The sequence below is a fragment of the Micropepsis pineolensis genome, assembly GCF_055392125.1.
The window spans coordinates 900,021-926,913 of record NZ_AP042408.1; the positions used below are offsets into that span (position 1 = coordinate 900,021).

General features: G+C 58.4%; 22 protein-coding genes. 9 read left to right on the plus strand and 13 right to left on the minus strand.

Annotated elements, in window-relative coordinates; translation table 11 throughout:
* Positions 1-69 precede the first annotated feature (69 nt).
* From ACZ5RI_RS04085 to ACZ5RI_RS04100, 4 genes are read right to left on the minus strand one after another with little or no spacing between them, the layout of a single operon-like run.
* Positions 70-1,698 carry an NAD(P)-binding protein gene (locus ACZ5RI_RS04085; RefSeq protein WP_464514832.1) on the minus strand — a complete coding sequence of 543 codons (1,629 nt, stop codon included), beginning with the start codon at positions 1,696-1,698 and terminating at the stop codon, positions 70-72.
* Complete coding sequence (locus tag ACZ5RI_RS04090) at positions 1,698-2,723, minus strand: thiamine pyrophosphate-dependent enzyme (protein WP_464514833.1); 1,026 nt, start codon at positions 2,721-2,723, stop codon at positions 1,698-1,700. The genes ACZ5RI_RS04085 and ACZ5RI_RS04090 overlap by 1 nt, the downstream gene beginning before the upstream one ends.
* A 15-nt stretch (positions 2,724-2,738) precedes the next feature.
* On the minus strand, positions 2,739-3,995 hold the full coding sequence (gene porA / locus ACZ5RI_RS04095) for a pyruvate ferredoxin oxidoreductase (protein WP_464514834.1): 1,257 nt from the start codon (positions 3,993-3,995) through the stop codon (positions 2,739-2,741).
* Positions 3,996-4,012: 17 nt separating this feature from the next.
* Positions 4,013-4,585: a 2-oxoacid:acceptor oxidoreductase family protein gene (locus ACZ5RI_RS04100; RefSeq protein ID WP_464514835.1), complete on the minus strand. Its 573-nt coding sequence runs from the start codon at positions 4,583-4,585 to the stop codon at positions 4,013-4,015.
* Positions 4,586-5,635: 1,050 nt separating this feature from the next.
* On the opposite strand from ACZ5RI_RS04100, the gene ACZ5RI_RS04105 reads away from it, so the two are divergent.
* Positions 5,636-8,353, plus strand: a complete 2,718-nt coding sequence (locus tag ACZ5RI_RS04105) for a M16 family metallopeptidase (RefSeq protein ID WP_464514836.1) — start codon at positions 5,636-5,638, stop codon at positions 8,351-8,353.
* Between the two features lie 87 nt (positions 8,354-8,440).
* Here ACZ5RI_RS04105 and ACZ5RI_RS04110 read toward each other — a convergent pair whose 3' ends face one another.
* The 3 genes from ACZ5RI_RS04110 to ACZ5RI_RS04120 all read right to left on the minus strand — a co-directional run bounded on the left by ACZ5RI_RS04110 (position 8,441) and on the right by ACZ5RI_RS04120 (position 11,988).
* Positions 8,441-10,258 (minus strand): M24 family metallopeptidase, encoded by a 1,818-nt coding sequence (locus ACZ5RI_RS04110; RefSeq protein ID WP_464514837.1) that lies wholly within the window; start codon positions 10,256-10,258, stop codon positions 8,441-8,443.
* A gap of 4 nt (positions 10,259-10,262) precedes the next feature.
* The gene (locus ACZ5RI_RS04115; protein ID WP_464514838.1) at positions 10,263-11,156 is read right to left on the minus strand and encodes a 50S ribosomal protein L11 methyltransferase; all 894 of its coding nucleotides are present in this window, start codon (positions 11,154-11,156) and stop codon (positions 10,263-10,265) included.
* A gap of 70 nt (positions 11,157-11,226) precedes the next feature.
* Positions 11,227-11,988, minus strand: a complete 762-nt coding sequence (locus tag ACZ5RI_RS04120; RefSeq protein ID WP_464514839.1) for a DODA-type extradiol aromatic ring-opening family dioxygenase — start codon at positions 11,986-11,988, stop codon at positions 11,227-11,229.
* 221 nt (positions 11,989-12,209) lie between these two features.
* Here ACZ5RI_RS04120 and ACZ5RI_RS04125 point away from each other — a divergent pair, with 221 nt between their 5' ends.
* Together ACZ5RI_RS04125 and ahpD are read left to right on the plus strand one after the other, a co-directional pair.
* Entirely contained in the window at positions 12,210-12,746 is a 537-nt protein-coding gene (locus ACZ5RI_RS04125; protein ID WP_464514840.1) for a peroxiredoxin, read from the plus strand.
* Positions 12,747-12,876: 130 nt separating this feature from the next.
* A complete protein-coding gene (gene ahpD, locus ACZ5RI_RS04130) occupies positions 12,877-13,416 on the plus strand; it encodes an alkylhydroperoxidase, AhpD family (RefSeq protein ID WP_464514841.1) in 540 nt (179 codons plus the stop codon).
* Positions 13,417-13,515: 99 nt separating this feature from the next.
* Here the strand turns inward: ahpD and ACZ5RI_RS04135 are convergent, their stop codons facing one another.
* The 3 genes from ACZ5RI_RS04135 to ACZ5RI_RS04145 form a co-directional block, all read right to left on the minus strand.
* Complete coding sequence (locus ACZ5RI_RS04135; protein WP_464514842.1) at positions 13,516-15,531, minus strand: methyl-accepting chemotaxis protein; 2,016 nt, start codon at positions 15,529-15,531, stop codon at positions 13,516-13,518.
* 253 nt (positions 15,532-15,784) lie between these two features.
* Positions 15,785-17,647: a ferrous iron transport protein B gene (feoB, locus tag ACZ5RI_RS04140; protein ID WP_464514843.1), complete on the minus strand. Its 1,863-nt coding sequence runs from the start codon at positions 17,645-17,647 to the stop codon at positions 15,785-15,787.
* Between the two features lie 26 nt (positions 17,648-17,673).
* On the minus strand, positions 17,674-17,958 hold the full coding sequence (locus ACZ5RI_RS04145; RefSeq protein WP_464514844.1) for a FeoA family protein: 285 nt from the start codon (positions 17,956-17,958) through the stop codon (positions 17,674-17,676).
* A 159-nt stretch (positions 17,959-18,117) separates the two neighbouring features.
* Between ACZ5RI_RS04145 and ACZ5RI_RS04150 the strand changes: the two genes are divergently transcribed.
* The 3 genes from ACZ5RI_RS04150 (at position 18,118) to ACZ5RI_RS04160 (ending at position 20,918) form a co-directional block, all read left to right on the plus strand.
* On the plus strand, positions 18,118-19,323 hold the full coding sequence (locus tag ACZ5RI_RS04150; RefSeq protein WP_464515546.1) for a hypothetical protein: 1,206 nt from the start codon (positions 18,118-18,120) through the stop codon (positions 19,321-19,323).
* 73 nt (positions 19,324-19,396) lie between these two features.
* Entirely contained in the window at positions 19,397-20,296 is a 900-nt protein-coding gene (locus tag ACZ5RI_RS04155; RefSeq protein WP_464514845.1) for an AraC family transcriptional regulator, read from the plus strand.
* A 139-nt stretch (positions 20,297-20,435) separates the two neighbouring features.
* Positions 20,436-20,918, plus strand: a complete 483-nt coding sequence (locus tag ACZ5RI_RS04160) for an AraC family transcriptional regulator (RefSeq protein ID WP_464514846.1) — start codon at positions 20,436-20,438, stop codon at positions 20,916-20,918.
* Between the two features lie 22 nt (positions 20,919-20,940).
* Here the strand turns inward: ACZ5RI_RS04160 and hydG are convergent, their stop codons facing one another.
* Positions 20,941-22,347, minus strand: coding sequence for a [FeFe] hydrogenase H-cluster radical SAM maturase HydG (gene hydG / locus ACZ5RI_RS04165; protein WP_464514847.1), 1,407 nt, complete (start codon positions 22,345-22,347; stop codon positions 20,941-20,943).
* 240 nt (positions 22,348-22,587) lie between these two features.
* Here hydG and ACZ5RI_RS04170 point away from each other — a divergent pair, with 240 nt between their 5' ends.
* Positions 22,588-23,514 (plus strand): hypothetical protein, encoded by a 927-nt coding sequence (locus tag ACZ5RI_RS04170; protein WP_464514848.1) that lies wholly within the window; start codon positions 22,588-22,590, stop codon positions 23,512-23,514.
* Here ACZ5RI_RS04170 and ACZ5RI_RS04175 read toward each other — a convergent pair.
* A complete protein-coding gene (locus ACZ5RI_RS04175) occupies positions 23,469-24,059 on the minus strand; it encodes a PAS domain-containing protein (protein WP_464514849.1) in 591 nt (196 codons plus the stop codon). The two genes, ACZ5RI_RS04170 and ACZ5RI_RS04175, sit on opposite strands and share 46 nt — an antisense overlap.
* A gap of 291 nt (positions 24,060-24,350) precedes the next feature.
* On the opposite strand from ACZ5RI_RS04175, the gene ACZ5RI_RS04180 reads away from it, so the two are divergent.
* Together ACZ5RI_RS04180 and ACZ5RI_RS04185 are read left to right on the plus strand one after the other, a co-directional pair.
* On the plus strand, positions 24,351-24,785 hold the full coding sequence (locus tag ACZ5RI_RS04180) for a flagellar assembly protein FliX (RefSeq protein WP_464514850.1): 435 nt from the start codon (positions 24,351-24,353) through the stop codon (positions 24,783-24,785).
* A gap of 66 nt (positions 24,786-24,851) precedes the next feature.
* Positions 24,852-26,006 carry an acyltransferase family protein gene (locus tag ACZ5RI_RS04185; protein ID WP_464514851.1) on the plus strand — a complete coding sequence of 385 codons (1,155 nt, stop codon included), beginning with the start codon at positions 24,852-24,854 and terminating at the stop codon, positions 26,004-26,006.
* Between the two features lie 5 nt (positions 26,007-26,011).
* Here ACZ5RI_RS04185 and sucD read toward each other — a convergent pair whose 3' ends face one another.
* Positions 26,012-26,887, minus strand: a complete 876-nt coding sequence (sucD, locus tag ACZ5RI_RS04190; RefSeq protein ID WP_464514852.1) for a succinate--CoA ligase subunit alpha — start codon at positions 26,885-26,887, stop codon at positions 26,012-26,014.
* Between the last annotated feature and the right edge of the window lie 6 nt (positions 26,888-26,893).

The following is a 26,893-nucleotide window of genomic DNA, read 5'->3' on the forward strand; positions in this document are numbered from 1 at the left end:
ATGCGGCGGACAGGCAAACGGCCGGGTACATGCGCACCCGGCCGTTTCTTACTGGATCACCGTGGGTGGTCAGACTTCTTCCTGTACCATCTTGATCGCCCCGCAGGGGCATTCGGTGGCGCAGATCCCGCACCCTTTGCAATAATCATAATTAAACTGGAACCGCTTGCCGGGGCCCAGCTTGATCACGGCATTATCGGGGCAGACGCCGTAACAGTTATCGCACTCAAAGCAGTTACCGCAGCTAAGGCAGCGGCGGGCTTCATAAAGCGCGTTGGTCTCGTCCAGCCCTTTGACGACTTCTTCAAAGGTGGTCTGGCGGCGCACCATGTCGAGCGTCGGACGCAGTGTGTGCGGCGCATCGGTGTAATACCAAGGGTTCAGGTTATCGGCTTCGGCCAGCTCGTGTTTGGGCGCGGGCTCGTACGCCCCGCCATTCAGCCAGGCGTCGATATTGCGTGCGGCCTTCTTGCCATGACCAATGCCGACCGTGACGGTGCGTTCGGACGGAACCATGTCACCGCCGGCAAATATCCCTGCCGCGCCGGTCATCATGTTCTTGTTCACTTCGACCACGCCGTTTTTGATGACAAGACCGGGAACCCCGTCCAGCAGTGACAGATCGACATCCTGCCCTAAGGCCAGCACGACGCTGTCGGCTTCCAGTGTCTCAAACTCACCGGTCGGCTGCGGCCAGCCACTTTCGTCGAGCTTCATCTTCTCGACCGTCAGCTTGCCGTCATCATCAAAGCGTTTGATGGTGGAAAGCCACTTCATCACCACGCCTTCTTCCAGCGCCTCCTCCAGCTCGAAATCATGGGCCGGCATTTTCTCACGGTTGCGGCGATAAACGATGATTGTTTCGGTCGCGCCCAGACGCTTGGCGGTACGGGCAACATCCAGCGCGGTGTTACCGCCGCCGTAAACGACGACCTTGCGGCCCAGGAGCGGCTTGTCATCGCCTTCCATCGAGCGCAGCACAGTAACCGCATCGACGATTTTCGCCGCAGTGCCTGCCGGAATGTTGGTGCGCTTGCCAATATGGGCGCCCACCGCCAGGAACACAGCATCATAATTGCCGTCGCTTTTGGCGGCCAGCACATTATCAACCTTGGCGTTGAGCTTAAGCTCGATCCCGGTGTCGAGAAGACGCTGGATTTCCGCGTCGAGCACATCGCGCGGCAGACGGTACGATGGGATGCCGAAGCGCATCATGCCGCCCGCCTTGGGGCCGGCATCCTGCAACACCACGGTGTGACCCATCTTGCGCAGCTGATAGGCGGCCGAAAGCCCCGACGGGCCCGCCCCGATGACCAGCACGCGCTTGCTGGTTTCCTTAGCCGGCTTGTCGAACTTCCAGCCCTGCTTGATGGCCAGATCGCCTAAGAAGCGCTCGACCGAATTGATACCAACCGCCGAGTCAATCTTGGCGCGGTTACAGGCATCTTCGCAGGGATGATAGCAGACCCGGCCCATACAGGCGGGTAGCGGGTTGTTGATCGTCAGCTTGCGCCAGGCGGTTTCATAATCACCGGATTCGGCATGGAACAGCCATTCCTGGATGTTCTCTCCTGCCGGGCAGGCATTGTTGCAGGGCGGCAGCCGGTCGAGATAGATCGGCTTGCTGGAACGCCAGGAGCCGGTCTGGTTGGCAAGGCTCGAGCCGACATCGAGCGTTATTGCAAAAGGATGTTCCATTATTCGTGTCCCTCATGGGAAAGAAGGTCGTACTCGGCGATGTTGGCATCGGCGATGGCCTGAATTCTGGCAACGCGCGGATCGTCGGGCTTCTTGAACAAATGGGCAAAGCGGCGTTGCGGCTTGAGATAGTCCGCCACCGGCACCGGCTTGCGTAGCTTGTGGCTGGCGGTCACCTTGCCATGTTCGGCTTCGAACAGCGGGAAGATGCCGCTTTCCACCGCCAGCCGCGCCAGCCGCACGGTATCGTGCGAGGCCGAACCCCAGCCAAGCGGGCAGGGTACGCTGACGTGCAGATAGCGGGCACCATGAATACTCATCGCTTTGGCCACTTTACGTTCCAGATCCCGTAGGTCGGCCACCGATGCCGTCGCCACATAGGGGATCTGATGAGCTATAGCGATACGCGGTACCGACTTGCCGGTGCCGAACACGTTGCCCGGTTCGGTGCCGACCGCATCAGTGGTGGCGGTGCGGGCGGCGGGCGGCGTCGCACTTGAACGTTGCACGCCGGTGTTCATATAGGCTTCGTTGTCGTAGCAGACGTAAAGTACATCGTCGTTACGTTCGAACATGCCGGACAGGCAGCCCATACCGATATCGGTAGTGCCGCCGTCGCCACCCTGGGCGATGACGCGTACTTCGGGACGGCCTTTGATCTTGTAGGCGGCGGCAATGCCGGATGCGACGGCTGCTGCGTTACCGAACAGCGAATGGACCCAGGCAACCTGCCAGGCGCTTTCAGGGTAGGGTGTCGAGAAAACTTCGAGACAGCCAGTGGCGTTGACCACCACCAGATTGTTGTCACAGGCCCGCATGGCGGTGTCGATGACATAGCGCGCGCCAAGCGCTTCACCGCAACCACGGCAGGCCCGGTGGCCCGAGTTGATGGCGTTGGGGCGGGTGGGCGAAGCCTGAACCGTACGCTCCTTCTCGGAGACGAGGCGGTTGCCGACCGTATACGTGCCCTTTTGGTAGAACTTCAGCTTTTGCGTCGGTTCCAGTTCGTTAATATCTGAGCTCATGTACCGAACTTCCTCTTAAACGGTCGGGTTGTTCTTCATCATCCGGGCGATGATATTTTCTGCCATCGGACCGGATTGGCGCACATTGTTCATATGCACCAGCTCGTCATCGACAATCTGCTGATTGAGATCGAGGAAATGCATGCCCTGCCAGGGGGCTTTTTTGACCTTGTGGAACACTTCCTTCAGCGATGCGCGGGTGATCGGTCGTCCGCCCAGCCCCGCCACGACCGACAACACCTGCGGTTGGTGTGGCAGTGACCGCACCGCGACTTCAATATCGGCTGCGAGGAACCCGCCCTGCGTGTAGGTAAAGGCGCGGTCGATAACCAGCACCTGCTTAAAGCCTTTCAGCGCCTGGCGCAGCGCCTCGGCCGGGAATGGACGATAAGTCACCACGGTGACCAGACCGACTTTCAGGCCATCGTCGCGCAGCTCGTCAATGGTGTCCTTGATAGTGCCGTTTACCGAACCCATCGCCACCACGGCGAAGTCGGCATCCTCGGTGCGATAGCTGCGCACCAGCCCACCGGAATCATGGCCGAACTGTGCCTTATATTCGGCCGAGACTTCGGGAATATATTTCAATGCCTGCAGGTATTTTTCGTTCTGCAACACCTTTAATTCGGTGAAGGCTTCTGGGCCGACCATCGAACCGATCGACATCGGGGCTTTGGGATCGGCGGTCTGTACCGGCACAAAAGGCGGCAGAAACGCGTCGACCTGTTCCTGTGATGGCATATCGATACGTTCAACCGCATGGGTCAGGATGAAACCATCGACGCAAACCATGACGGGCAGCGACAGAGCTTCGGCGATCTTGAAGGCCTGAATGTGCAGATCAAGCGCTTCCTGATTGGATTCAGCGAAAATTTGCAGCCAGCCGGAATCACGCATCGACATGGCATCGGAATGGTCATTCCAGATGTTGATCGGTGCGCCGATGCAGCGCACGCCCAGCGTCATGACGATGGGCAGGCCAAGACCCGATGCATTGTACACCGCCTCGGCCATGAACAGCAGGCCTTGCGAGGCCGTCGCGGTATAGGTGCGAGCCCCTGCGATCGAGGAACCGATACACGCGCTCATCGCGCCAAATTCGGATTCCACATTCATAAAGTTGCAATTTTTTAGCGCCCCCTTCTTCACCAGACGGCCAAGGCCTTCAACGATATGCGTCTGTGGCGTAATAGGGTAGGCACTGATCACTTCTGGTCGGCTGAGCGCAATGGCTTCCGCCATGGAGACCGAACCTTCAACCTGTTTTAACATTATTTCTGTCTCCTTTTTTACGCGGCGACTTCGGTGCCGCTGACGGCATCGAAAGACGCTTGCGCGGCGGCGACGTTGTTTTCACCGATCTTGCCGGCGAAAGCGCCACGAATGGCTGCGGCCACCGAGTCAAACTTGACCGTGCCGGTCAGCGCGGCGAACGAGCCGAGCATGGCGGCATTGGGTAACGGGCGGCCAACATATTGGAGGGCGATTTCTGTGGCTGGCACCAGGCAGATATGGCCCTTGGGCAGCTGTGAAACCGCTTTGGTCAGCCCCAGTTCTGCAATGCTTTTTCCACTGTTGATCAGGACATAGCCATCAGGCTTTAAGCCTTCAAATACATTGATAACGCGGAACAGGGTGGGGTCCTGGATAATCAACACATCCGGGTCGAGCACTGGTTCGCGCAGACGAATTTCCTTGTCATCGATCCGGCAGAACGACATCACCGGAGCACCCATACGTTCCGAGCCAAAGCTGGGGAACGCGGCGGCATGTTTGCCCTCAAGGAAGGCGGCTACCGACAACATCTCTGCCGCGGTGACAACGCCCTGTCCTCCTCTGCCGTGAAAGCGAATTTGAAGCATGCTCTCTCCTATTGTTAGAGCGGGCGAACAAAAGCGTCCGCAATGATCAAAATTGGGCCTGCACAAGCCGATTAACCCTTGCGCTTGTATCCTGTAGCGGCACAAGCGTGACGTACGTGCCTGCATCTAAAGTCGTTGCGTACCGTCTGCGGGCGGTACTGGACAGATGCCTATGTAAAAACTTTTCGTTTTTGTGCAACGTCCGCCTTGACGATTTGTCCTGGTAAGCCGGATGGCTCGAGGACATGAGTATCCGTTCGGCGGACACATGACATCTCCCTTACGTCTGCACGTCGGGTGCAATGGACAGCGCAACATTCCGACTACGGATAAAGCGTGTTTTCCACACTTTGCTACGAACGCGCCGGATCACCAAACTATGATGTTATTATAGACTATGGCGCTAAAAAATCTGCCCCCATCTGCATAATTGCGGTATTTTGTCTGCACGTTTGAGTGCGCGATCATCCGCTTAGAGAGTAGTTGTATCTGCGCGCCTGCAGCAACACTGTTGCGATGCAATAAAGTGCTTGCTGCTACTATGTTATTTTTCGTTTTGCGCACAAGTCGCAACAACAGCGCTGTCAGTTTGGGGCGTTTTGTGACGGTGAAATGACGGCGCGGTACGATCCGTGCGTGGGTGTTGCTTAGTGCGCAAGGATCGTGCGTAAAAAATGATACGTACACTGCCTATGCTGCGATGCGAATTTTCGCTAATGAGGCGCAATAACTGCCCGTATGTTTTCCTGTCGTGTTGCGCAGCGTTTTGACGTGTCGCATTCCGCTGGGCAGGCTTTTGGCCGCTGAAGCCGCCGCTAAAAGTCTTGGCGCGCGGCCGGGTTTGATCTTAAGCTTGGTGCAGCAATTGTGACGAATGGCGCAGAACAGGCCTGTTTTTCGCCATTTCCGTACTGTTTTAGGAATGTTTAAACCTTATCGGAAAGCTGTTTCTGGCCAAGAGGTAATGCAGTTAAGAACGTTTACCTCTCCCCTTTACAATAGCGCTGTGCTAGGTTTTTAAGTTCCGAACTCCAGCGAGGATGAACCGTGATGAGACATGCGTGCCAGTGGAACCGCTTTGCAGCCCTGATACTGATGGGGCTCTTCTGCGCTGCTCCGCTTTGGCCCGTTCATGCCGCAGATGCCCCCGCCCACGAGGCCCCGATGGCTTCGTCGCCGGTGCTGCACGATGGCGTTTTGCGCGCCACGCTGGCCAATGGTCTCAAAGTGGTGATCGTGCGTAATCCGCTCGCCCCGGTGGTCACGACATCGGTGAATTATCTGGTTGGCTCGGTACAGTCCCCGGCTGGTTTGCCCGGCACGGCCCATGCGCTGGAACATATGATGTTCCGTGGCAGTCCGGGGCTCTCGGCGCAGCAGCTGTCCAATATCGGCAGCATGATGGGCGGCCATTACAACGCCAACACGCGCGAACATCTGACGCAATATTATTACACGGTCCCGGCCGAAGATCTCGATGTCGCTCTGCATGTCGAAGCGGCCCGGATGAAGGCGATCAACGCCAGTCCGGATGACTGGAAAAAGGAACGTGGCGCGATCGAGCAGGAAGTCTCACGCGACATGTCTTCGCCGGATTATAAAGTCTATGAGGAGGTCCGCGCCAGACTGTTCGCCGGAACCCCGTACGCCCATACCGCACTGGGCACCCGCGAAAGCTTTGATAAAACCGATGCGGCGGTGCTGCAGAAATTCCACGACGAATGGTATGCACCCAACAATGCTATTTTACTGGTGGTGGGGGATGTCGAACCCCGGGCAGCGCTGAAGAAAATCGAAGCGATTTTTGGTGCTTTGCCGGCCAAGCCCTTGCCGGTGCGTCCGGCGATCGCGTTGCAGCCGGTGACGCCTGCCAGCTTTACGGTGGAATCCGATCAGCCCTATACCCTGGTCTATCTCGCCATGCGGGTGCCGGGTCTGCACGATGCCGATTATCCGGCCTTGTCGCTGCTGGCCGATGTGATGCAAAGCCACCGCTTTGCCCTGTATGACATGGTGGCCTCGGGCAAGGCGCTGGCGACGTTTTACGAATATATGCCACTGTCGCAGGCCGGTCTGGCCTTGATTGGTGCGGCGGTACCGGCGGGGACCGATCCAAAGGCGGTCGAAGCAGAGATCCGCGCCGTGCTGGCCAAAACCGTTAAGGATGGCGTGCCGGCGGATCTGGTGGCGGCGGCCAAATTACAGGAAAAGCGTGGCGCAGCGCAGCGCAGCAACTCGATCGAGGATATGGCCTCGGATTGGGCCGATGCGGTGGCGCTGGATGGTCTGCCCTCGCCGGATGAAGATCTGGTCCGTCTGGAGAAGGTCAGCCCCACCGATGTGAACCGGGTGGCGGCGGCACATCTCGACGTAAGCAAGGCGATTTCGGTGGTGCTGGTGCCCAAGCCGGGGACCAAGCCGTCCTCGGGTGGGGCCGGTGCGGGCGGTGAAACCATTGCACTGGGCGAATCCGGCCCGGTCAGCCTGCCACACTGGGCAGCTAAGGCGATGACGCGGCTGGATGTGCCCAAGCTCAACCTTCAGCCCCATGTCTCGACGCTGCCCAACGGGCTGACCCTGATCGTGCAGCCGGTGGCCAGCAGCAAGACCGTCGCGCTGTATGGCGTGGTGCGCCACAATTCCGCGTTACAGGAGCCCAAGGGTAAAGATGGCGTCACCATGCTGAGTGGTGCGCTGATGAGCTATGGTACCGACAGCCTCGACCGGCTGGCGTTCCAGCGTGAAGTCGATCAGATCGGGGCCTCGGTGCATGCAGGTCTGGGATTCTCGGCCCGCGCCATGCCAAAGGATTTTGACCGTGCGGTGGCGCTGCTGGCCGACAATCAGCTTCATCCGGCTTTTCCGGACAGCGTGATCAAGGCGCTGGAGCCGCAATATGCCCAGTTTGTCGAAAGTAGCCGCCAAAGCCCGGATTACCTGACGTCCCGCACCCTTAATATGGCGCTTTATCCCAAGGATGATCCGTCATTGCGCGAAACAACCGGGGCGACGTTATCGGCGCTCGAACGGCAGGATCTGGTCAATTACTACCGCGCCGTCATGCGCCCGGATATGACCGCCATCGTGGTGATTGGCGATATCACCCCGGTCAAGGCCCGCAGCATTGTCGAAAAATATTTCGGCGGCTGGCGGGCCGAGGGGCCCAAGCCCGTGGTCGATTTGCCAGCGGTGCCGGATAATCACGCCTCGTCCTTCACTGTGCCAAACCCGAGCCGGGTGCAGAACGATGTCACTCTGGCCCAGACCCTCAGCCTGCAGCGCACCAATCCGGATTATTACGCCCTGCAGCTTGGTAATGCCGTGCTGGGTGGCGGTATCTTCTCGGCCCGGCTCTATAACGATCTTCGGGTCAACACCGGTCTGGTCTATACCGTCAGTTCCTATCTGTCGGCGGCGCGTAACCGGGCCAGCTATGTCGTGCATTATGGCAGCGATCCCGACAATGTTGGCAAGGCCAACGCAATAGTTATCCGCGATATCAAGGCGATGCAGGATACCCCGGTGCCGGATGATACTTTACGCACCGCCAAGGCCTATATCCTGCGTCAGTTGCCGCTGGATCAGGCCAGTCTGGATGGCATTGCTGATGGTTATCTCAGCCGCTTCAATCTTGGTCTGCCCTACAATGAACCGGACCATGCCGCCGACCGGATTGCGGCACTGACGCCCGCCGAAGTGCAGACGGCCTTTAAAAAATGGTTGCGCCCCGACGATCTGGTGCGCGCGAGCCAGGGGCCGGCCCAGTAACGCCACCGCGTGCCAGGTCTGGATCTGCCCTAGATAGAAAAACACCCGCTTATAGCGGGTGTTTTTTTATGACGCGGATGGTTTTTGTCAGATCGCCTGCGTGGCGGCGATGAGCCAGGGTTTGGTCTCTTCGGCCACCAGATCTTCCAGTTCTTCGCGCACGCGGGCGTGATAGGCGTTGAGCCAGGCCCGCTCCGGCTTGGTCAGCATGGCGATGTCGATCAGGCGAATGTCGATCGGGCATAGCGTCAGGGTTTCAAACTCCAGTACCTCGCGTTCGAAATCACCGCTGGCTTTGCGTACTGCCAGCAGATTTTCGGTACGGATGCCGAACGCCCCGGCGCGGTAATAGCCCGGCTCGTTCGAGACCACCATGCCGGGCAGCAGCGCCTGTGTGTTCGGTGCCTTGGCGATGCGCTGCGGGCCCTCATGCACCGACAGATAACTGCCAACGCCATGGCCGGTGCCGTGATCGAAATCAAGACCCGCTTCCCACAAGGGGCGACGCGCCAGTGTGTCGAGTGCGCTGCCGCAGGTTCCGGCCGGAAAACGTGCCGTGGCCAGTGCGATATGACCTTTAAGCACGCGGGTGAAGCAGTCCTTCATCACCGCTGTGGCATCGCCAACGATGACGGTGCGGGTGATGTCGGTGGTGCCGTCACGATACTGCGCCCCTGAATCGATCAGATAGACATTGCCCGGTTTGATCGCGGCGTTCGAGGCATAGGTGACATGGTAATGGGGCAAGGCGGCATGGGCGCCGGTGGCCGAGATCGAATCAAACGACAGATCGGCCAGCACGCCAGTGTCATGGCGGAAGGCTTCGAGTTTCTCTGCCGCAGAAATCTCGGTCAGCTCGCCCTTGGCGGCTTCGCGGGCGAACCAGGCAAAGAAATTGGCCACCGCGGCGCCGTCACGGCGATGGGCTTTGCGCATGCCTTCCAGCTCGATGGCGTTCTTGCAAGCTTTGGGTAATTGGCAGGGGTCGGCCCCCATCACCAACGTAGCCCCGGCTTCTTCCAGCCGGACGAAGATGATAGCGGCAGCACTGGCAGGATCGGCCAGCACCATCTTGCCACCGAAATTCGCCAGTGACGGCAGAAAGCGATCCGGGGCATGAATGCGGATCGTGGTGCCCAACGCTGTGCGCACGGCATCGGACAGTTTTCGTGGATCGACAAACCAGTCGGCGCTGCCATCGGCATGCAGAATGGCGAAAGACAGCACGAACGGGGTGTAGGGCACATCGCCGCCGCGCACATTGAACAGCCAGCAGATTGAATCCGGTGCGGTCAGTACCGCTGCGTCAATCCCCAGCGTTTTCAGTGCAGCGCCCAGTCGGTGGCACTTGTCGGCAGATTCCTCGCCCGACAGGGCAAATTCATGCAACTGGGCCGGTGCTGTCGGCGGCGCGGGCCGGTCGGTCCATACCGCATCAATTGGGTTGGTGTCACAGGCTATGAGCTCGGCACCGGCGCGTGCCGCTGCCTTGCGCAGCGACGTGATAGCATTGGGGGTGTGCAGCCAGGGATCAAAGCCGATGCGGGCATTTTGGCCATGGCTGGCGATCCACTGCGCTGGCCCGTCAGGTAACAGATCATGCTGCTCAAACTGTGTGCTGTCGGTCTGGGCTTTGAGCTGCAAGGTATAGCGGCCATCGACAAAGGCTGCGGCCCGGTTTTTCAGTACCACCGCCATGCCCGCCGAACCGGTGAAGGCCGTCAGCCAGGCCAGGCGCCGGGTTGCGGCGGGAACATATTCACCCTGATGCTCGTCAGCGCGGGGGATCAGAAAGCCATCCAGACCACGCCTTGCGAGTTCGGCCCGTAAAAGGGCCAGATGGGGGGCGACCTCGGAAGAATCGCTGACCTCTGCAAAGCTTTGCAACGGGGTGTAACTGTTCATGTTTTCAAGCCTTTCTGGCGGGATCGGGCCTTAGCGTATGGGGCCGCTCCAGCGTCAGCGCCGACCAATGATGCTCGCGCCGGGTGGCGACAAGCTTCAGCCCATAAGACAGATAATAACTGAGCACCAACTTCTCCTGCCATTCCAGCAGACCAGACAGTACCAGTGTGCCGCCCGGCTGCAAGGCGTGGGCAATGTCGCCCGCCATGTGCGTCAGGGGGCCTGCCAGAATATTGGCGATGATCAGGTCGAACGGGGCGGCGTCTTTGAGGCGCGGATGGGTCAGGCCATCTGCGACCAGTGCCGAGACCAGCGGACCGGCCTTGTTGATCGTGGCATTTTCGCGGGCCACCACAATGGCTTCGGGGTCGATATCGGAAGCCAGCACCGGCTGGCGCCACAACTTGGCGGCGCCGATGGCCAGAAGGGCCGTGCCACAGCCCAGATCGAGCATTTTGCTGTAACGGCGGTGCTTGGCCAGATCGTCCAGCGTTTTGAGGCACAGCGCGGTGGTTTCGTGATGGCCGGTGCCGAAGGCCATGCCGGCTTCAATCTGCAAGGGGATGACGCCGCTTGGCACTTTGCCGGCATCATGGGCGCCATAAACAAAGAAGCGTCCGGCGCGCACCGGCGGCAGGCCCTGCTGGGACAGTTTGATCCAGTCGACATCGGGTAGCAGCGCCACATGCACGGCATGTCCCGCCAGTTTGGTCAACAGATCGCCATCCGGCATCTGAGCATAGAGCGCTTCGACGGTGGCCTGATCCTTAAACGGTTCTTCCGATACCAGTACGGCCTGTGGCCCCGGGGGGGCCAGCTCAAACGCGGCGCAAACATCGGGTGCCTCGGCCTTGGTCAGGCTGACAGTGGCTTTCCATAAAGGGGGCATATTGGGCATGGTCAAACCAATCTTTTAAGCGGAGGAAACGGAGTAACGGACACGCGGCGGTAAGCCGCGGTTTTTACGCTCAGGTAAAGGAATAGGCATCCATACGCAGCGTGCCGAAAGTGGTGCTGGCATGCAAACGCTTTGCCTTGTTCCCGGCGCCATAGGCGACGAACAGGGGAAGAATATGGTCTTCCTGTGGGTGGGCGCGGCGGGCATAGGGGGCAAGCAGCCGGTAATCGCACAAGGCGGTTTCGTCGTTTGCTTCCAGACGCGATTTGAACCAGTCGGCAAACTCGCTGACCCAGAACGGCTCCTCCGTCCCCAGCGGGGCAAGCTCGCGCAAATTGTGCACCAGCGAGCCCGACGCTATGATCAGGACATTGTCTTTGCGAAAACCGGCCAGTGTCCGACCGACTGCGATGTGATGGGCCGGTCCCGCGCCGCTTTGCACCGAAAGCTGGGTGACTGGAATGTCGGCATTGGGAAACATCAGCATCAGGGGCACCCAGGCCCCGTGATCCAGGCCGCGGCTTTCATCAATTGCGGCGGAAATCCCGGCAGCGGCCAGGCGGTCGCCAATCTGGTTTGCCAGCCCCATCGCCCCCGGCGGTTCGTAGCGCAGCTCATAGAGCGGTTTGGGGAAGCCATAGAAATCGTGAATCGTGCGGTTCGCCAGTGGGGCGTTCAGCATCGGGGTGGGCGTGTCCCAATGGGCCGACACCGCGATAATCGCCTTGGGCTTTTTCAAGGTGTGCCCCAGTGCACGCAGGAAGTCGCCCGCAGCGCAGGAATCAAATGGCAAAGTTGGGGCGCCGTGAGAAAGAAATAGAACGGGTTGCATAATCAGGGAGGTACCTTTTTGAAGCGCCGCTTGCAACGGACAGGCTTAATATAATGGCATTTTTTGACAATGCGCATTGTTCCTACATTTAAATCCGTGAAATTATTGCATGAAGCTACAGGGGGACTTTTCAGAAATCTGTCTATTGGACTTGAATAGAGCTTAGAATAATTCTAATTTATTTGAGAAATTTAAACGACTTTGGGAGGAGTTTTCATAACGTGCTAACCGTAGGTGATACATTTCCGGCGTTCTCGTTGACCGGTGTTGTTTCCAGCGACCCCAAGGCCGCGTTCAAAGAATTTACCCGTGAATCCGACAAGGATCAGTGGAAGGTTTTCTTTTCCTGGCCGAAGGATTTCACTTTCGTTTGCCCAACCGAAATTGCCGGTTTCGCCAAAGTGAATGCCGAATTCGCCGAGCGCGATACCGTGATCTATGGCTTCTCGGTCGACAGCGACTATGTCCATCTTGCCTGGCGCCAGAACCATAAAGATCTCAAGGATCTGCCCTTTCCGATGTTGTCGGATATCAAGCGCGAACTGTCCGAAGCGCTGGGTGTGCTCGACAAAAACAAGGGCGTGGCCAAGCGTGCCACCTTCGTGGTCGATCCGGATGACATTATCCGCTTCGTCTACGTCACCGATATGAGCGTCGGGCGCAATCCGCTCGAGGTTTTACGCGTGCTTGACGCCTTGCAAACCGATGAGTTGTGCCCCTGCAACTGGCAGAAGGGGGATGCCTATATCGACGCCTGATACCTGTTCCTACCCGCCGGTCTCCCCCTCCAAGCAATCCGGCGGCGCCTCACCCCCCCGTGAGGCCAGTGGCAGCCCCCACCCTTTCCCCTCTAAGGGTGGGGGTTGTCTTTTCTAGATGGAGCGAGAAATGCCCCTGGATGCCTTGAAAGATCGCCTGCCGGATTATGCCAAAGACCTGAAGCTGAACCTGTCCACCCTGGCGGGCGAGACGGTGCTGTCGGATCAGCAAAAGGCTGGCTGTTTTCTGGCCGCTGCACTGGCCGCCCGCAATGGCGAGACCATCGCGGCGATATTCGAAGAATTCGCCCCACTGATTTCTGACGAGGCACTGAAAGCCGCGCGGGCCGCAGCCGCCATCATGGGTATGAACAACATCTATTACCGCTTCCTCCATCTTTCCAGTAACACCGAGTATCAATCGATGCCAGCACGGCTGCGCATGAACATCATCGGCCAGCCCGGTGTTGAAAAGGTCGATTTCGAGCTGTGGTGTCTGGCAGTTTCTGCAATTAACGGCTGCAGTATTTGTGTCGACAGTCATGAAATGGTGGTGCGCAAGTCCGGTCTTTCCGCCGAACAGGTTCAGGCGGCGGTTCGCATTGCGGCTACGGTTCATGCGGTTGCGGTGGTGCTGGATGGCGAGGTTTACGCTTCGTCGATGCCATAAAATGCTGCGTTATGGCGCTATGAAAACGGGGGGCATTGCCCCCCGTTTTCGTTTGGCCGCTGGAACTTGTGACCTTGAGGCACTGACGCCGTGACGGGTTTAGCCGTTCCCGGTTTTAAACGCACCGATCAGGCCAGCCAGATTGTTGGCATTGTCGGCCATGGCGGTGGTGGCCGCGTTGCTTTGTTCAGACATGGCGGCGTTCTGCTGGGTGGTGTGGTCAAGATTGCCGATGGCCGTGTTGATCTCGCCCAGTGTGTTGGCCTGCTCTTTCTGTGCCGCGGCGATGGCCGACATCAGCGTGTTGATGTTGGCGACATCGGTGAGAATGCTGCCTAAGGACTGGCCACATTCTTCAACCAGCTTCACACCGGTTTCGACCTGCGCCTCGCTGGCCAGAATCAGCGTTTTGATTTCCTTGGCAGCTTCGGCAGAACGACCGGCCAGCGAGCGCACTTCGGTGGCAACCACGGCAAAGCCCTTCCCCGCTTCACCTGCGCGCGCCGCTTCAACACCCGCGTTGAGGGCGAGCAGGTTGGTCTGGAACGCGATCTCGTTGATCACACCGATAATCTGAGTAATTTCGCCGGAAGATTTGGCGATGTTCTGCATCGCATCCATGGTGCTTTTGGCCACGGCATTGCCGCGCTCGGCACCGCTATGGGCGTTGGCGGCCGATTTGCTGGCGGCATTGGCGTTCTCGGCTGACTTGCTGACGTTGGAGGTGACTTCCTCCATCGCCGCCGCGGTTTCGGCCAGCGTCGCCGCCTGCCGTTCGGTGCGCTGGGCCATCTCATGCGAGGCATCGCTCAGCTCTTTAGTGCCACGGGCAATTTCGGAAGACCGGATGCCAATTTCTTTCATCGATTGGGTCAGCTGGGTCAGGGCGGTGTTGAAATCGTTTTGCAGTCCGCGATAGCCTTCGGGCAGCTCCGCATTGACATGATGGGTCAGATCGCGCGCGGCCAGCATTTTAATGCTGCTGCCGAAGGACGATACCACCATCTCCATCGCGGCGGTTTCAGACGCCCGCATGGCCTCTTCTTTTGCCTTTGCGGCAGCGCGGTCGGTCTCGATTTGCCGCCGGGCGGCCTCCTCACGTTCACGCTGATTTTGTTCAAAGGTTGAAATGGCGCTGTTAAAGTCACTTTGCAGCGCGCGATAGACCGTGGGCAGTTCCCCTTCCAGCCGATAGGCCAGGTTGCCAACGGCCAGCGCTTTCAGTCCTGCGCCAAAGGTCGAAACCACCAGCTGTTCGCTTTGGTGTTTGGTTTCCTCTTCGGCAGCTTTTTGTTCTTCGGCGGCTTTGATCTCGGCTTCGCGGGCGGCTTCGCGCTCACGCAGCTGGGTCTTCATCGCCCGATTAAAGTCGAGAATAACCCGGGCCAAGGCCCCGAATTCATCGCCGCGCTCGGTCCCGGGGATATCTTCGCTGTATTTGCCTGCCTTGGTCTCGTCCATCACCGCGCTCAGTGTACGGAATGGTGACAGCAGCTGGCGGAAGGCAAGAAAGCCGACGATGACGCTAATAATAGCAAGAATCCCGGTAAAAATGCCCGCCGCCATAATGGCGTCGTTCTGGGTTTCGTCGAACTTCGCCTGCTTGAAGCCTACCCCTAGCGCACCAACAACGGTGCCTTGTTTATCTTTCAGTGGTGAAAAGGCGACGATGACCGGCACCCCAGCCGTGACGACCCTGCCAGTAAAGGTTTTTCCCTGTCGCAGTACGGCTTCAGAGATGTTGGGCTGCAGCTTTACACCAAGCGCACGCGATTTATCGGCACGGCGTACATTAGTCGAGACGCGGACGTCATCCTGAACAACCGAGGCCGTTCCGTTGAAGATCTTTCCGATGCGGTCCGGAATGGAATTATCACCGTTCAGCAGATGGTTGCCGACATATAGCTTACCATCACGGATGCCATAGGCTTCGTCATCAGGATTGACGATCACTTCGGCGGCTTTGAGGTTCTGTAACAGCCGCTTTTCGCCAAGGATTTGACCATAATGTTCAAGCAAAAAGGCAACGCACGCCGCTATGTTCAGGATAATGAGTATTGCTACCAGTGCGCCGGCTTTGGCGGTAACGGTGCGTAAGCGAAAAAGCTTATTCATAACGCCTCCAGAACGGTCAGTCACAACCTGCTCACTCCGGCGGGGTATCAGATTGTTGGTAACGAATTTTGCGAGGGGGATGTAAATAAACCCGGAAAAAAACGGGTCTTGTCTACATCTGGCACAGTAAATTCAGTCCTTTATAAACATGCTTAGCAATCGGTTATCAGCTGCCCCAAGACGAAAAGGGGAGCCGGTCAGTGCCCCCCTTTTCGCATCCGAAGGAAATCGGCTATCGCCAGTTTGTTAGGCGCTATGCCCCAAAGTAGCGTGCTACATGATAGGTGATGAAAGCCCCGGCGTAGGCCAGCGCCAGCATGTACGTGAAGCTGACGATCATCCATTTGTTACTGCCGGTTTCGCGCCGGATCACCGCCAGGGTCGAGGCACATTGCGGTGCGAAGATGTACCAGACCAGAAAGGCCAGTGCGGTGGCCAGCGACCATTGTCCGGCGAGCAGGCTGGCGACATTGCCATCGCCGGTGCCTGAAATTGAATAGACCGTGCCAAGTGCCGCTACCGCCACTTCGCGTGCCGCCATCCCGGGTACCAGCGCCATGGCGATCTGCCAATTGAAGCCGACAGGTGCAAGCAGTGGCTCGAACAGGCGGCCCAGCATGGCGGCAAAGCTATAATTGATCGCCGGATCGTGGGCACCTGCCGGGGCCGCCGGGAAGCTGGCCAGAAACCAAATCAGGACCATGATGGCAAAAATCGTCGTGCCAGCGCGGGTCAGGAAGGCTTTGGCGCGTTGCCACAGACCAAGCAGCAGGCCCTTGGCCTGGGGCAGCTTGTAGTCGGGCAGCTCGAGCATGAAGGGGGGGCTCGGTTGTCCGCGCCAGACGAATTTTTTGGCGACGAAGGAAACCATCAGTGCACTGATAATCCCGGCGGCATACAGCCCGAACATCACCAGACCTTGTAAATTGGCCCAGCCCCAGATCAGCCTGGGCGGAATGAAGGCCGAGATGATCAGGGTATAGACCGGAATGCGCGCCGAACAGGTCATCAGCGGGGCAACCAAAATCGTGGTCAACCGGTCGCGTGGCTGATCGATGACGCGTGCCGCCATGATGCCGGGAATGGCGCAGGCAAAACTCGACAACAGCGGAATGAAGGCACGGCCATGCAGGCCTGCGCCGCCCATGATGCGGTCCATCAAAAAGGCCGCCCGCGCCATATAGCCGAAATCTTCCAAGAGCAGGATGAAGAAAAACAGGATCAGAATCTGCGGCAGGAACACCACCACCGAACCGACGCCGGCAATGATACCGTCGGTGATAAAGCTTTGGAACAGACCGGCTGGCAGGTGTTGGCGGGCCAGATCGCCCAGTGCGCCAAAGCCGCCATCGATCAGATCCATGGCCGGTTGGGCCCAGACGAATACCGCCTGAAACATCAGGAACATCAGCACGAACAGTGCGATCATGCCGAATACCGGGTGCAGCAGAACGGTATCGAGCTTCTCCGTCAGTCCATCGCGTGATTGCGGGTGTTTAACCGCGGCACGGATGATGGTGTCGGCTTCGCGCTGCAAGGTACGCAGTTCGGCCCCCGACGGGGTGGACCAGCTGGTGTCCTGTTTCTTGGGCTCGGTGTTACAGAAGGCGTCGAGCTTGGCCAGCATATCGCACAACCCGCCCGAACGTACCGCCACCGCCGTGGTAACCGGCAGGCCAAGGGCCTTTTCCATGGCGGGGATGTCAATTTCGAAGCCGCGTTTTTTGGCGATATCGGCCATGTTGAGCACCAGCAAAAGCGGTGTTCCGGTATGCTTTAGTTCCAGCACCAGTCGTAAGGCCAGACGCAGATTGGTGGCGTCGGCGACGCACATCAGTATTTCGGGGTTCGGACCTTCCATGCGACCGAGCACGACATCGCGGGTGATGACTTCGTCCGGGCTGCGGGCGCGTAAGGAATAGGTGCCGGGCAGGTCGATGACGCGGAAAATTCGCCCCTCGGGGGTGCGGAAACGGCCAGTTTTACGCTCGACGGTAACGCCGGGGTAATTGCCGACCCTTTGGCGGCTGCCGGTCAGCGCGTTAAACAACGAGGTCTTGCCGCAATTCGGGGTGCCAACCAGAGCAATGCGACCCGTGCGCGTGTAATCCATCATCTGCGCTTACAATCCATCACGGCGTGTTACTGAACCAGAATCGACATAGCCTCGCGCCGACGCAGGGCAATGGTAGCCCCATCCACCCGCACGGCAATGGGGTCGTGGCCAATCAGGCCTTCATGCAGAATTTCCACCGATGCGCCTTCGACAAAGCCTAGCTCGATCAGGCGGCGTTCCAGTTCTTCCGGCGGCAGGCTAGTGCTGCCCGCGATGGGCATGACCGCAGCGATCCTGCCGTGAAAGCCCCTTTCAGCCTTGCCGAGCGGCTTGCTGGAGACGGATACTTCCACCGGAAAATCACCTTTCATAATCTGCACGCCTTTTGAGAAGGGTTCTCATTTTCAAATCTCATAAAACCCTATTTGAGTCAAGGTCGACGCGGTCGCAGTTTTAAGGGTGAAGCGGGGCTGATGGCCGTATTCGTTCGTGCTATAATCTGCCAAACAGGAGAAAATCTATTGGCAGCAATGAGATACCCTGGCGCCGGGCGCGTGCTGGCAGTGGCTGTGGTCGTGCTGGCAATCTGCGGCGGAATCGCAGGGGCGGCGGCTGCGGCGCCGCTACAGCCTGCCTGTGCCGATCTGGAGCGTGCGGCAGCGGCGGTGCCGGGGGCTGGGCCACTGTTTCTGGCCAGCTATCCCACGGTGAAGGATGGCCCGCTGCAAGATACGGCTTTTCTCTATGATAATGCGGCGGCGGTGATTGCACTAAAGGGGTGCGGCGCACCGGATGCGGCGCGCCGGATCGGTGATGGGCTGCTGGCGGCGCTGGAGCGTGACCCCTTCTGGCATGATGGTCGCCTGCGCAACGCCTATGCTGCCGGGGGGGTAGCCCCGGGGCCGGTAAAGCCGTCGGGCTGGTGGGACAAAGGCCAGAACAAGTGGGTCGAGGATGGCTATCAGACCGCATCCGACAGCGGTAATCTGGCCTGGGCCATGCTGGCGTTACTGGCGCTCGACTGCGCGGGGGCCGAAAGTAAACGCGGTGACCGGCGCTACCTGCAGGGTGCGGAACGGCTGGCGGGCTGGCTGGCCGAGCGCTGGGATGGCGAAGGCTTTACCGGCGGTTTTCAGGGCTTCGAGCCCACCCCGCAGAAACTGACCTGGAAATCGGTCGAGCATAATACCGATCTGGCCGCGGCTTTCCGGTTGCTTGCTCTGCGTACCGGTGATGCCAGATGGCAGGTCGCCAGCCGCCGGGCCGAAGGTTTCGTGGCGGCAATGTGGAACCCGGCCCTTAAGCGGTATGATGCGGGTAGCGATCAGAAGAAGCGCGACATAACCCCGGCGCTGGATGCCCAGCTCTGGCCGGTTCTGGCCATTGCCGGGGCGCACCGGGCCGATGTGCACCGCTTTGCGGCGCTGGATGGCTATGCCTATGGTGCGGCCAGGGGGGTGTGGACCGAAGGCACCGCGCAGGCGGCGCTGTTCATGGCCAATGCGGGGAATATGGTCGCCTATCGCCGGTTACTGACGGCGGTCGAGAAGCGCCACGACCGGGCGGGCTTCTATCGGGCCGCCGATAAAAATCTTGCCACCGGTTTTCAGCTTGCCGCTGATCCTTCGGTGCGGCGCGAGTTTTTCCCCATTCCCCATCTGGGTGCTACTGCCTGGGCAGCGCTGGCTGAAATGCGGTTTAATCCGTTCACGCAAAGCACGGTTCCTGCCCCGTAATTTTAAACTGAAGAAGCGTTTTGCGCAAAAACGATCAAGCGCGTCCTGATCGCTCTGTCCTAAGGTCGTGGCCATGAAAGACAAGACATTCGTCTCGTATGAACGACGCCTGCTGGTTGTACTTAACTATATCGGTACGCATCTCGACAACACTTTACCTTTGGACGAATTGGCGAAGATGGCTTGTTTTTCCCCGTATCACTTTCATCGTGTGTTTACGGGCATGATGGGCGAAACACTGAAAGAGTATGTCCGCCGTCTCAGACTGGAGAGGGCGGCGCTTCAGCTCGCTTCTGATGCTGTGCCGGTGACGAACATTGCCTTTGATGCCGGTTACGAAAGTCACGAGGCATTCACGCGTGCTTTCCGGGCGGCATTCGGGCTTAGCCCCAGTGCCTATCGCACGCAGGCCGGTGGCACAGGCATCGAGGCTCCGTCAGGCGTCCATTATGAGAAATGCGGTGTTGTTTCGCATCTTCTCAGCCAAAAGGAACCCGTTATGGACGTTTCCATCAAGCATATTGATCCTGTGCGGATTGCATATGTCTCCCACGTCGGCCCTTACGATGAGGTCGGTCAGGCCTGGGGGGCTCTCTATAAAGCCTTGTTCTTCCGTATGCTGATCGGTGGACGTAAGCCTAAGTGTTTCGGCATCGTCTATGATGATCCGGATGTTACCGACCCGGCGAAAATTCGCTACGACGCCTGCGTTAAAGTCAGTGAAAAATACCGCCCCGGTAAGGGTGTCGGTGCCAGAACGCTTGACGGTGGTGATTACGCCGTCACTGTTCACAAAGGACCGTATAATGAGGTCGGTAAAATGTATGCGGCACTCTACGGTCAATGGCTACCGCATTCTGGTTACGAAATGCGCGATGCTCCAGCGCTGGAATTTTATCTCAACGATCCCCGGAAAACCGCTCGAGAGGATTTACTGACTGAAATATACGCCCCGGTACGCAAATCGACATAGCATTTGTCGCTCGCCAAACGGGCGGAATGGCTTGTTTTTCGCCCTATAACTTTCATACTGTGTTTCGCGGACATAATAGACGAAACGATGAAACGTCGATGCGTGTCAGGGATGTTTTCGCAATCAACCGGAGCCGGTCATGGATGTTTGCATCAAGCATCTTGAACCGATGCGGATCGCTTATGTCACCCATGTCGGCCCCTATGACGAGGTCTGGCAAGCCTGGGGCGTTTTGTATAATGCGTTTTTCGTCCGCATACTTTTTAGTGGGCGTAATCCGAGATGTTTCGGCATCGCCTATGATGACCCGGCGGTGACCGATCCGGCGAAAATTCGCTACGACGCCTGTGTGAAAATCAGCTCCAATTCCCGGCCCGGCAAGGGTATCCGCGCCAGAATGTTCGAGGGTGGCGATTACGCCACCCTGATGCACAAGGGGCCGTATAACGACGTCGGCAAGGTTTATGCGGCGCTCTACGGGCAGTGGCTGCCGGATTCAGGCTACGAAAAACGCGATGGCCCAACGCTGGAATTCTATCTCAACAATCCACGCAAAACGTCACCAGAAGATTTGCTGACAGAAGTGTATGCGCCGATACGTAAGGTGGAAGCCGCGGGCTGATCGTGTATGAAGGCCTGCGGCTTCAAAACGCCAGATCGCGGGTGCCGGTCTGAATCAGTTCGAGCCGCTCGGCGGTTTTGCGTTGCAGCTTCGGATTGGGAATCTGTTTGAGATACGTGGCGATGACCTTGGCGCCAATCTCGCGCGTTTTCGGCGAGGCGAAATCCTCCAGATATTCCTTGAAGGTCATGATGGCGTTGGGCTGACACAGATTCTGGATTTCGCCCACCTTGGCCAGCGACATAAAACGATCCCCGGTGCGTCCGTTGCGGTAACAGGCGGTGCAGAACGACGGCAGGAAACCCGCCTCACAAATTGACTGGATCACTTCGTCCAGCGACCGTTCGTCATTTACCTTGAACTGGGGTGGTTGGGTCGGGTCACGTTTTTTGATCTCGTCATAATAACCGCCGACGCCGGTGCAGGAGCCACCCGACAATTGTGAAATGCCAATGCGCAGGATGTCGTCACGGAATTCCTGACGCTCGCGTGTCGAGATGATCATGCCGGTATAGGGTACCGCCAGGCGGATGATAGCGATCAGCTTTTTGAATTCCTCGTCCGATACCAGATAGGGGAAGCTGTCGAGGTTGATGCCACCGGCGGGGCGAATGCGCGGCACCGAAATGGTGTGTGGACCAACCCCATACTCGGCTTCCAGATGCAAGGCGTGCTGCAACAAGGCCAGCATTTCATATTTATGATCGTATAGCCCGAACAATACACCGGCACCGACATCATCGATGCCGCCTTCCATAGCGCGATCAAACGCCGTGGTGTGCCAGTCGAAATCATGTTTGGGCCCCATCGGGTGGACGCGGGCATAGGTCGGGCGATGATAGGTTTCCTGGAACAGGATATAGGTACCAACCTCAGCCTTGTGCAGCAGGGCGTATTCTTCAATCGTGGTGGCAGCGATATTGATATTGATGCGCCGGATATTGCTTTTCTTGACATCAACGGAATAGACCGCGCTGATCGCATCCAGCACATAGTCTATCGGGCAGTTTTCGGGATCTTCGCCGGCTTCCATGGCGATGCGCTTATGGCCCATCTCCAGGAGAATGCGGGTCTCCTCCTTGATCTCCTCGGCACTAAGTCGGCGGCGCTTGAATGTATGCCCGGCGCCATAGCCACAATAGACACAGCGGTTGATACAATAGTCGCTGACATACAGCGGGGCGAACAGCACCAGACGATTACCATAGATCGCCTGTTTAATGGCGATGGAGGTCTTATAGATTTCCTGGATCAGATCGGGGTCTTCGACATTGAGCAGTACGGCCACCTCGGATAGGTTCAACCCGTCTGCCAGCGCGGCTTTTTTGATGATAGCCTCGGCCTCGTTATTCGAGACGCGTTTCTTGCCTTCTGCAAGGGCAGCCATGATGGCCGCGTCATCGATAAAACTTGCTGTGCTGAAGGCCATATCACTCTCCTGCTAAAGGATGCCGGGGCCGGACCCCGGTTTGCCATGAACCATTCCTATACGAAATTGAGTCCGTGAGAGACTAGTTTTCGCGCAGCTGTGGTGCAAAACACAATATTGCATGGTGGGCAGTAAAAAGGTCGCAGCGCGTTGCGGGGGGGGGCTTGCAGGCGGCGGTGGCGCTTGCGTGGCCGGTGCCGCAGGGACTAAAATCCCCAGCTGAACGAAGGGGGAATCCGTATGCGGAGCGTGCGTTGCGTTTGTATCTGCGCCAGTATTGCCGTCTCGCTGCTGGTAACACGGGCTGCGGCGGCGGATGATCTGTGGGCCATGGCGCTGGGTGCCGATCAGGCCAACCGCGCTGGTTGCTATGATGACGCGATTGCGACCTTGTCGGATATTATGAAACACTATCCCAAAGCTGGCAATATCGATCTGGCTTACGGTCTGATTTGTGAAAGTTATCTGGCTAAGCGCCGCAATACCGTGGCGCAAAGCTATTGCTCGGCAGCCATTTTGCGCAACCCCCATGCCCCGCGCTATTTCGCAGCGCGGGCCTTGGCCAATTATCGTCAGGGCAACTCGCTGGAGGCCCGCCATGACTGTGATGTGGCGCTGGCATTGGGTGGGCAGAAGCCCTGGCTCCTCGGGTTGAAAGCCCGGTTATTGTGGGAGGATGGCGAGATTCCCGCCGCCCGCGCTATGGCGCAGTCGGCGTTGGTGCAGGATGCCCGTGAGGTTAATGCGCGTTTTGTTATCGCCGCTAGCCGCAGATCGGCAGGGGGTAAACCCGACAGCGCCAATGCACCATCGGTCGGGCCGCGGCCACGAGACGTGCTTGCTACCGCTGCGGCACCCGATCTGCCCGACGTCGATCCTCAGCCCCGGCCACGACCGGCGTTACCATCGGCATTGACGCTGAACTGCAAGCATCCCGCAGAGGAGGCCGAACGCCTGATCTGTGCTGATGCCCATTTGCGGCATCAGCAAGCCACCATGATGTTGCGTCTTGATCGCGCCCTTGATGCGGTGGCGGATGAAGCCGCGCTGGCCGACGATCAGCGTCAATGGATCACCGGTCAGCGCAACCTGTGCAGCGACAAACGCTGTCTGGAGGCCGCCTACATCGGGCGCATGGCGATATTATCGCTGCTCAGCTGGGACTGAATGGCACTGGACCAGCCTTGCTCCTCAACCAGGATGCGTGGGTTGCCATGCACTTTGTTTTCAAGCAACTGCGAGGGGGCAATCTCGCTTTGGGCGGCGACCAGCAACATGGTAGGTGCGCCATGCTCGTTGGCAAAGGGAATGATGATGCGGTGGAAATGGGCCTGGCTGCCACCGGGCCATTGCAGAATGCCGATGGCATAGGCGGGATGTCTGGCATGGATCACGGCGTCATAGTCCGCGCGGCGACCTTTGAGGTGCGGATAGGATTCCACTTCGCTTAAGCGTTCGCCCGTCAGGTCCATGCCATAAAACAGCTGCCAGCAATGGCCGCAATAACCGAAGCGATAATCGCGCCCGTCCTCAAGCACATCGACGACATAGTAATAGCCGTAGAGCCAGGACAGTTCATCCTGTTGAAAGGTGTCGCGCTTGGGCATGAAGCCCTGCTTCGTGTGCCGGGTAAAATGCTGCGCCAGTCGCAACAGATTGGGGTGGATGTCTCGGCTGTCACCCACGGCATGGGTGTAGGATTTAACCATCATTTGGACCACCTAAGCGGTTGACGAATTGAATACAATGCGCGCAATACGTGAATAATCCGTAGATGGTGTATGATAGATTTTATATTGCTCTGGTTGTGCTGAATTCGTACAGAAAGGTTAACAAGTTGTCAGTGGACAGGCCAATTTGCTTTTAATGTCATCTGACTGGTAAAATGGAACTGGTTCGCAAGCCGCGCCTTGCAAAAAATGTCTTATTAATCAGCGCAGGTAATAATCGCCGACAGTGATTCTTAAAGTAAGCTTGGCGCGATCGGTCGGAGTGCTATCGGGATGGCGATGGAAATTAAGGGTACCAGCAACGTCGATCGTGCGGTGATGCGCCGTGCTGCGGCCAAATCGGGATCGTCGGGTAGTACCTTCAGCCTTTCTGAGGCTAGCGAGCCTCAGGCGCAGCCGATGTCGGGATCTTCGCCGCTGACGGCACTGGATTCCATTTTAGCGCTGCAGGAGATGGAAGACGCCACGCAAGGCCGTTCGCGTGGTCTGAAGCGGGGGCAGGATCTGCTCGACATGCTGGACCAGATCCGCGATGGGCTGCTTTCTGGCGGTATCCCGCGCGAGACCTTGTCCAAGCTGGCGCAGGCGGTATCGCAGCGTCAGGACGGCTTCGCTGATCCCCAGCTTCAGGGCGTGCTGGACGAGATCGAGCTTCGGGCGCAGGTCGAACTGGCCAAGCTTGAGATGAGCGAAAAATCGGCTTTATAAGCCAGGATGGACAGAATGGGGCACGGCGGAAGGGATGCCTTTCGCCGTGTTGTTGTGTGAGGGGATATGAAACGTCTGTACGGGCTGGATGCGCTTCGCGGCGTGGCGGCGCTGGCGGTTGTGATCTGGCACTGGCAGCATTTCTATGACATCTCCGGGGTGTGGCTGAAGGGCTGGCATTACGAGGCCGAACCCTTCTTTCAAATGCTGTGGCCGCTCTATTTGCAGGGCTGGGCTGCGGTGGATATCTTCTTTGCCCTGTCTGGCTATGTCTTCTTCTGGCTCTATGCCGAAAAGGTTGCGGCGGGCAAAATTCCCGCCACAGCCTTTGCTTGGAAGCGGCTGTCGCGGCTTTATCCGCTGCATATCCTGTCTTTGTTGCTGGTCGTGGTGCTGCAAGCGGCGTTTCATGCCCGGACCGGTGGGCATTTTGTTTTTCCCGCCGACAGCTGGCAGCGTTTTGGTGCCAGTCTGCTGTTAGCGCAGCAATGGCTGCCGCCGACCATCGAGCAGACCTTCAACGGCCCGGCATGGACGGTGTCGGTCGAAGCCGGGCTTTATGTGCTGTTCTTTGTGCTGTGCCGACGGGGCCTTTGCGGCCCGAAAACCGCTTTAAGTGTCGCGGCGGTAGGCGTTGCGCTCTACCCGTGGAACGAATGCATTGCGCGCGGCATGGTCGGGTTCTTTCTGGGCGGGGTGTGCTTTTTCATCGTGCGGTGGGTGATGGCACGAAAAGACGCAGCGCGCTGGGCATGGGGCTGCATCTGGCTTACGCTGTTGTTATGGCTGGCGACGCTGACCGAGGTCGGTCGTCATCCCTTGTACATCTGGGCCGAAGCGCTGACCGATTATCTGGGGGCCGATGATTTTTATGCCGAATACAGTTCAGGCATCTTCCATCAGCTCTATGTTTTCACGGTGGTGCCGGCGAGTATCATCGCGCTGGCGCTGCATGAAAGTGTGCTGAACAGTGGGCGCATCGGGGGGCTTTATCGTTTCCTGTCGCGGTTCGGCGATATTTCCTACGCCACTTATATGCTGCATTTTCCCTTGCAGATCGTCGTGGCGCTGATTGTGCTGCATTCTGGCCTTGGCACCAGTGTATTCGAGCATGATCTGACGCTGATTGCGTTTTATGTCGTGCTGATCGCACTGGGTGCGTTGGTCTGGCGCTATTTCGAGCTGCCGGTCCAGCAATGCCTGCGCCAGTTCCATAAATAAGACGCTTAGTTCGCCAGCCGGTTGGACAGGGTCGAGCCGATTTCCGCCGGGCTGGGGGCAATGACCACGCCAGCAGAACGCAGCGCCTCGATCTTGGCGGCGGCGTCGCCCCGGCCGCCCGAAATGACCGCCCCGGCATGACCCATGCGGCGGCCCTTGGGGGCGGTCGCCCCGGCGATAAAGCCGACCACCGGTTTGCGATGGCGCGAGGCTTTAAGAAAGTCTGCCGCGTCCTCTTCGCCCGCCCCGCCGATTTCCCCGATCAGCACGATGCTTTCGGTTTCCTCGTCGGCCAGAAACATCTCGAGAATATCGACAAAATCGCTGCCTTTGACCGGGTCCCCGCCAATGCCGACACAGCTCGACTGGCCCATGCCGACGGCGGATGTCTGTGCCACCGCTTCATAGGTCAGTGTGCCGGAACGCGAGACGATACCGACCGAGCCGCGTTTGTGGATATAGCCCGGCATTATGCCGATCTTGCATTCGTCCGGTGTGATCACACCGGGGCAGTTAGGCCCGATCAGGCGCGAGCGGGTGCCGGACAGCGCCCGCTTGACCTTGACCATATCCAGCACCGGTATTCCCTCGGTGATGCAGACGATCAGCTCAATCTCGGCATCAATCGCTTCCAAAATGGCGTCGGCGGCCGATGGCGGCGGCACATAGATCATGGTGGCGTTGGCACCGGTGGTCTCGCGGGCTTCGATCACGGTATCGAATACCGGCAGATCAAGATGGCGGCTGCCATCGCGGCCCGGGGCCACCCCGCCCACTAACGTGGTGCCATAGGCAATGGCCTGTTCGGAATGAAAGGTGCCCTGTTTGCCAGTAAAGCCCTGGCAGATCAGGCGGGTGTTGCGGTCTACAAGGATCGACATCGCGTG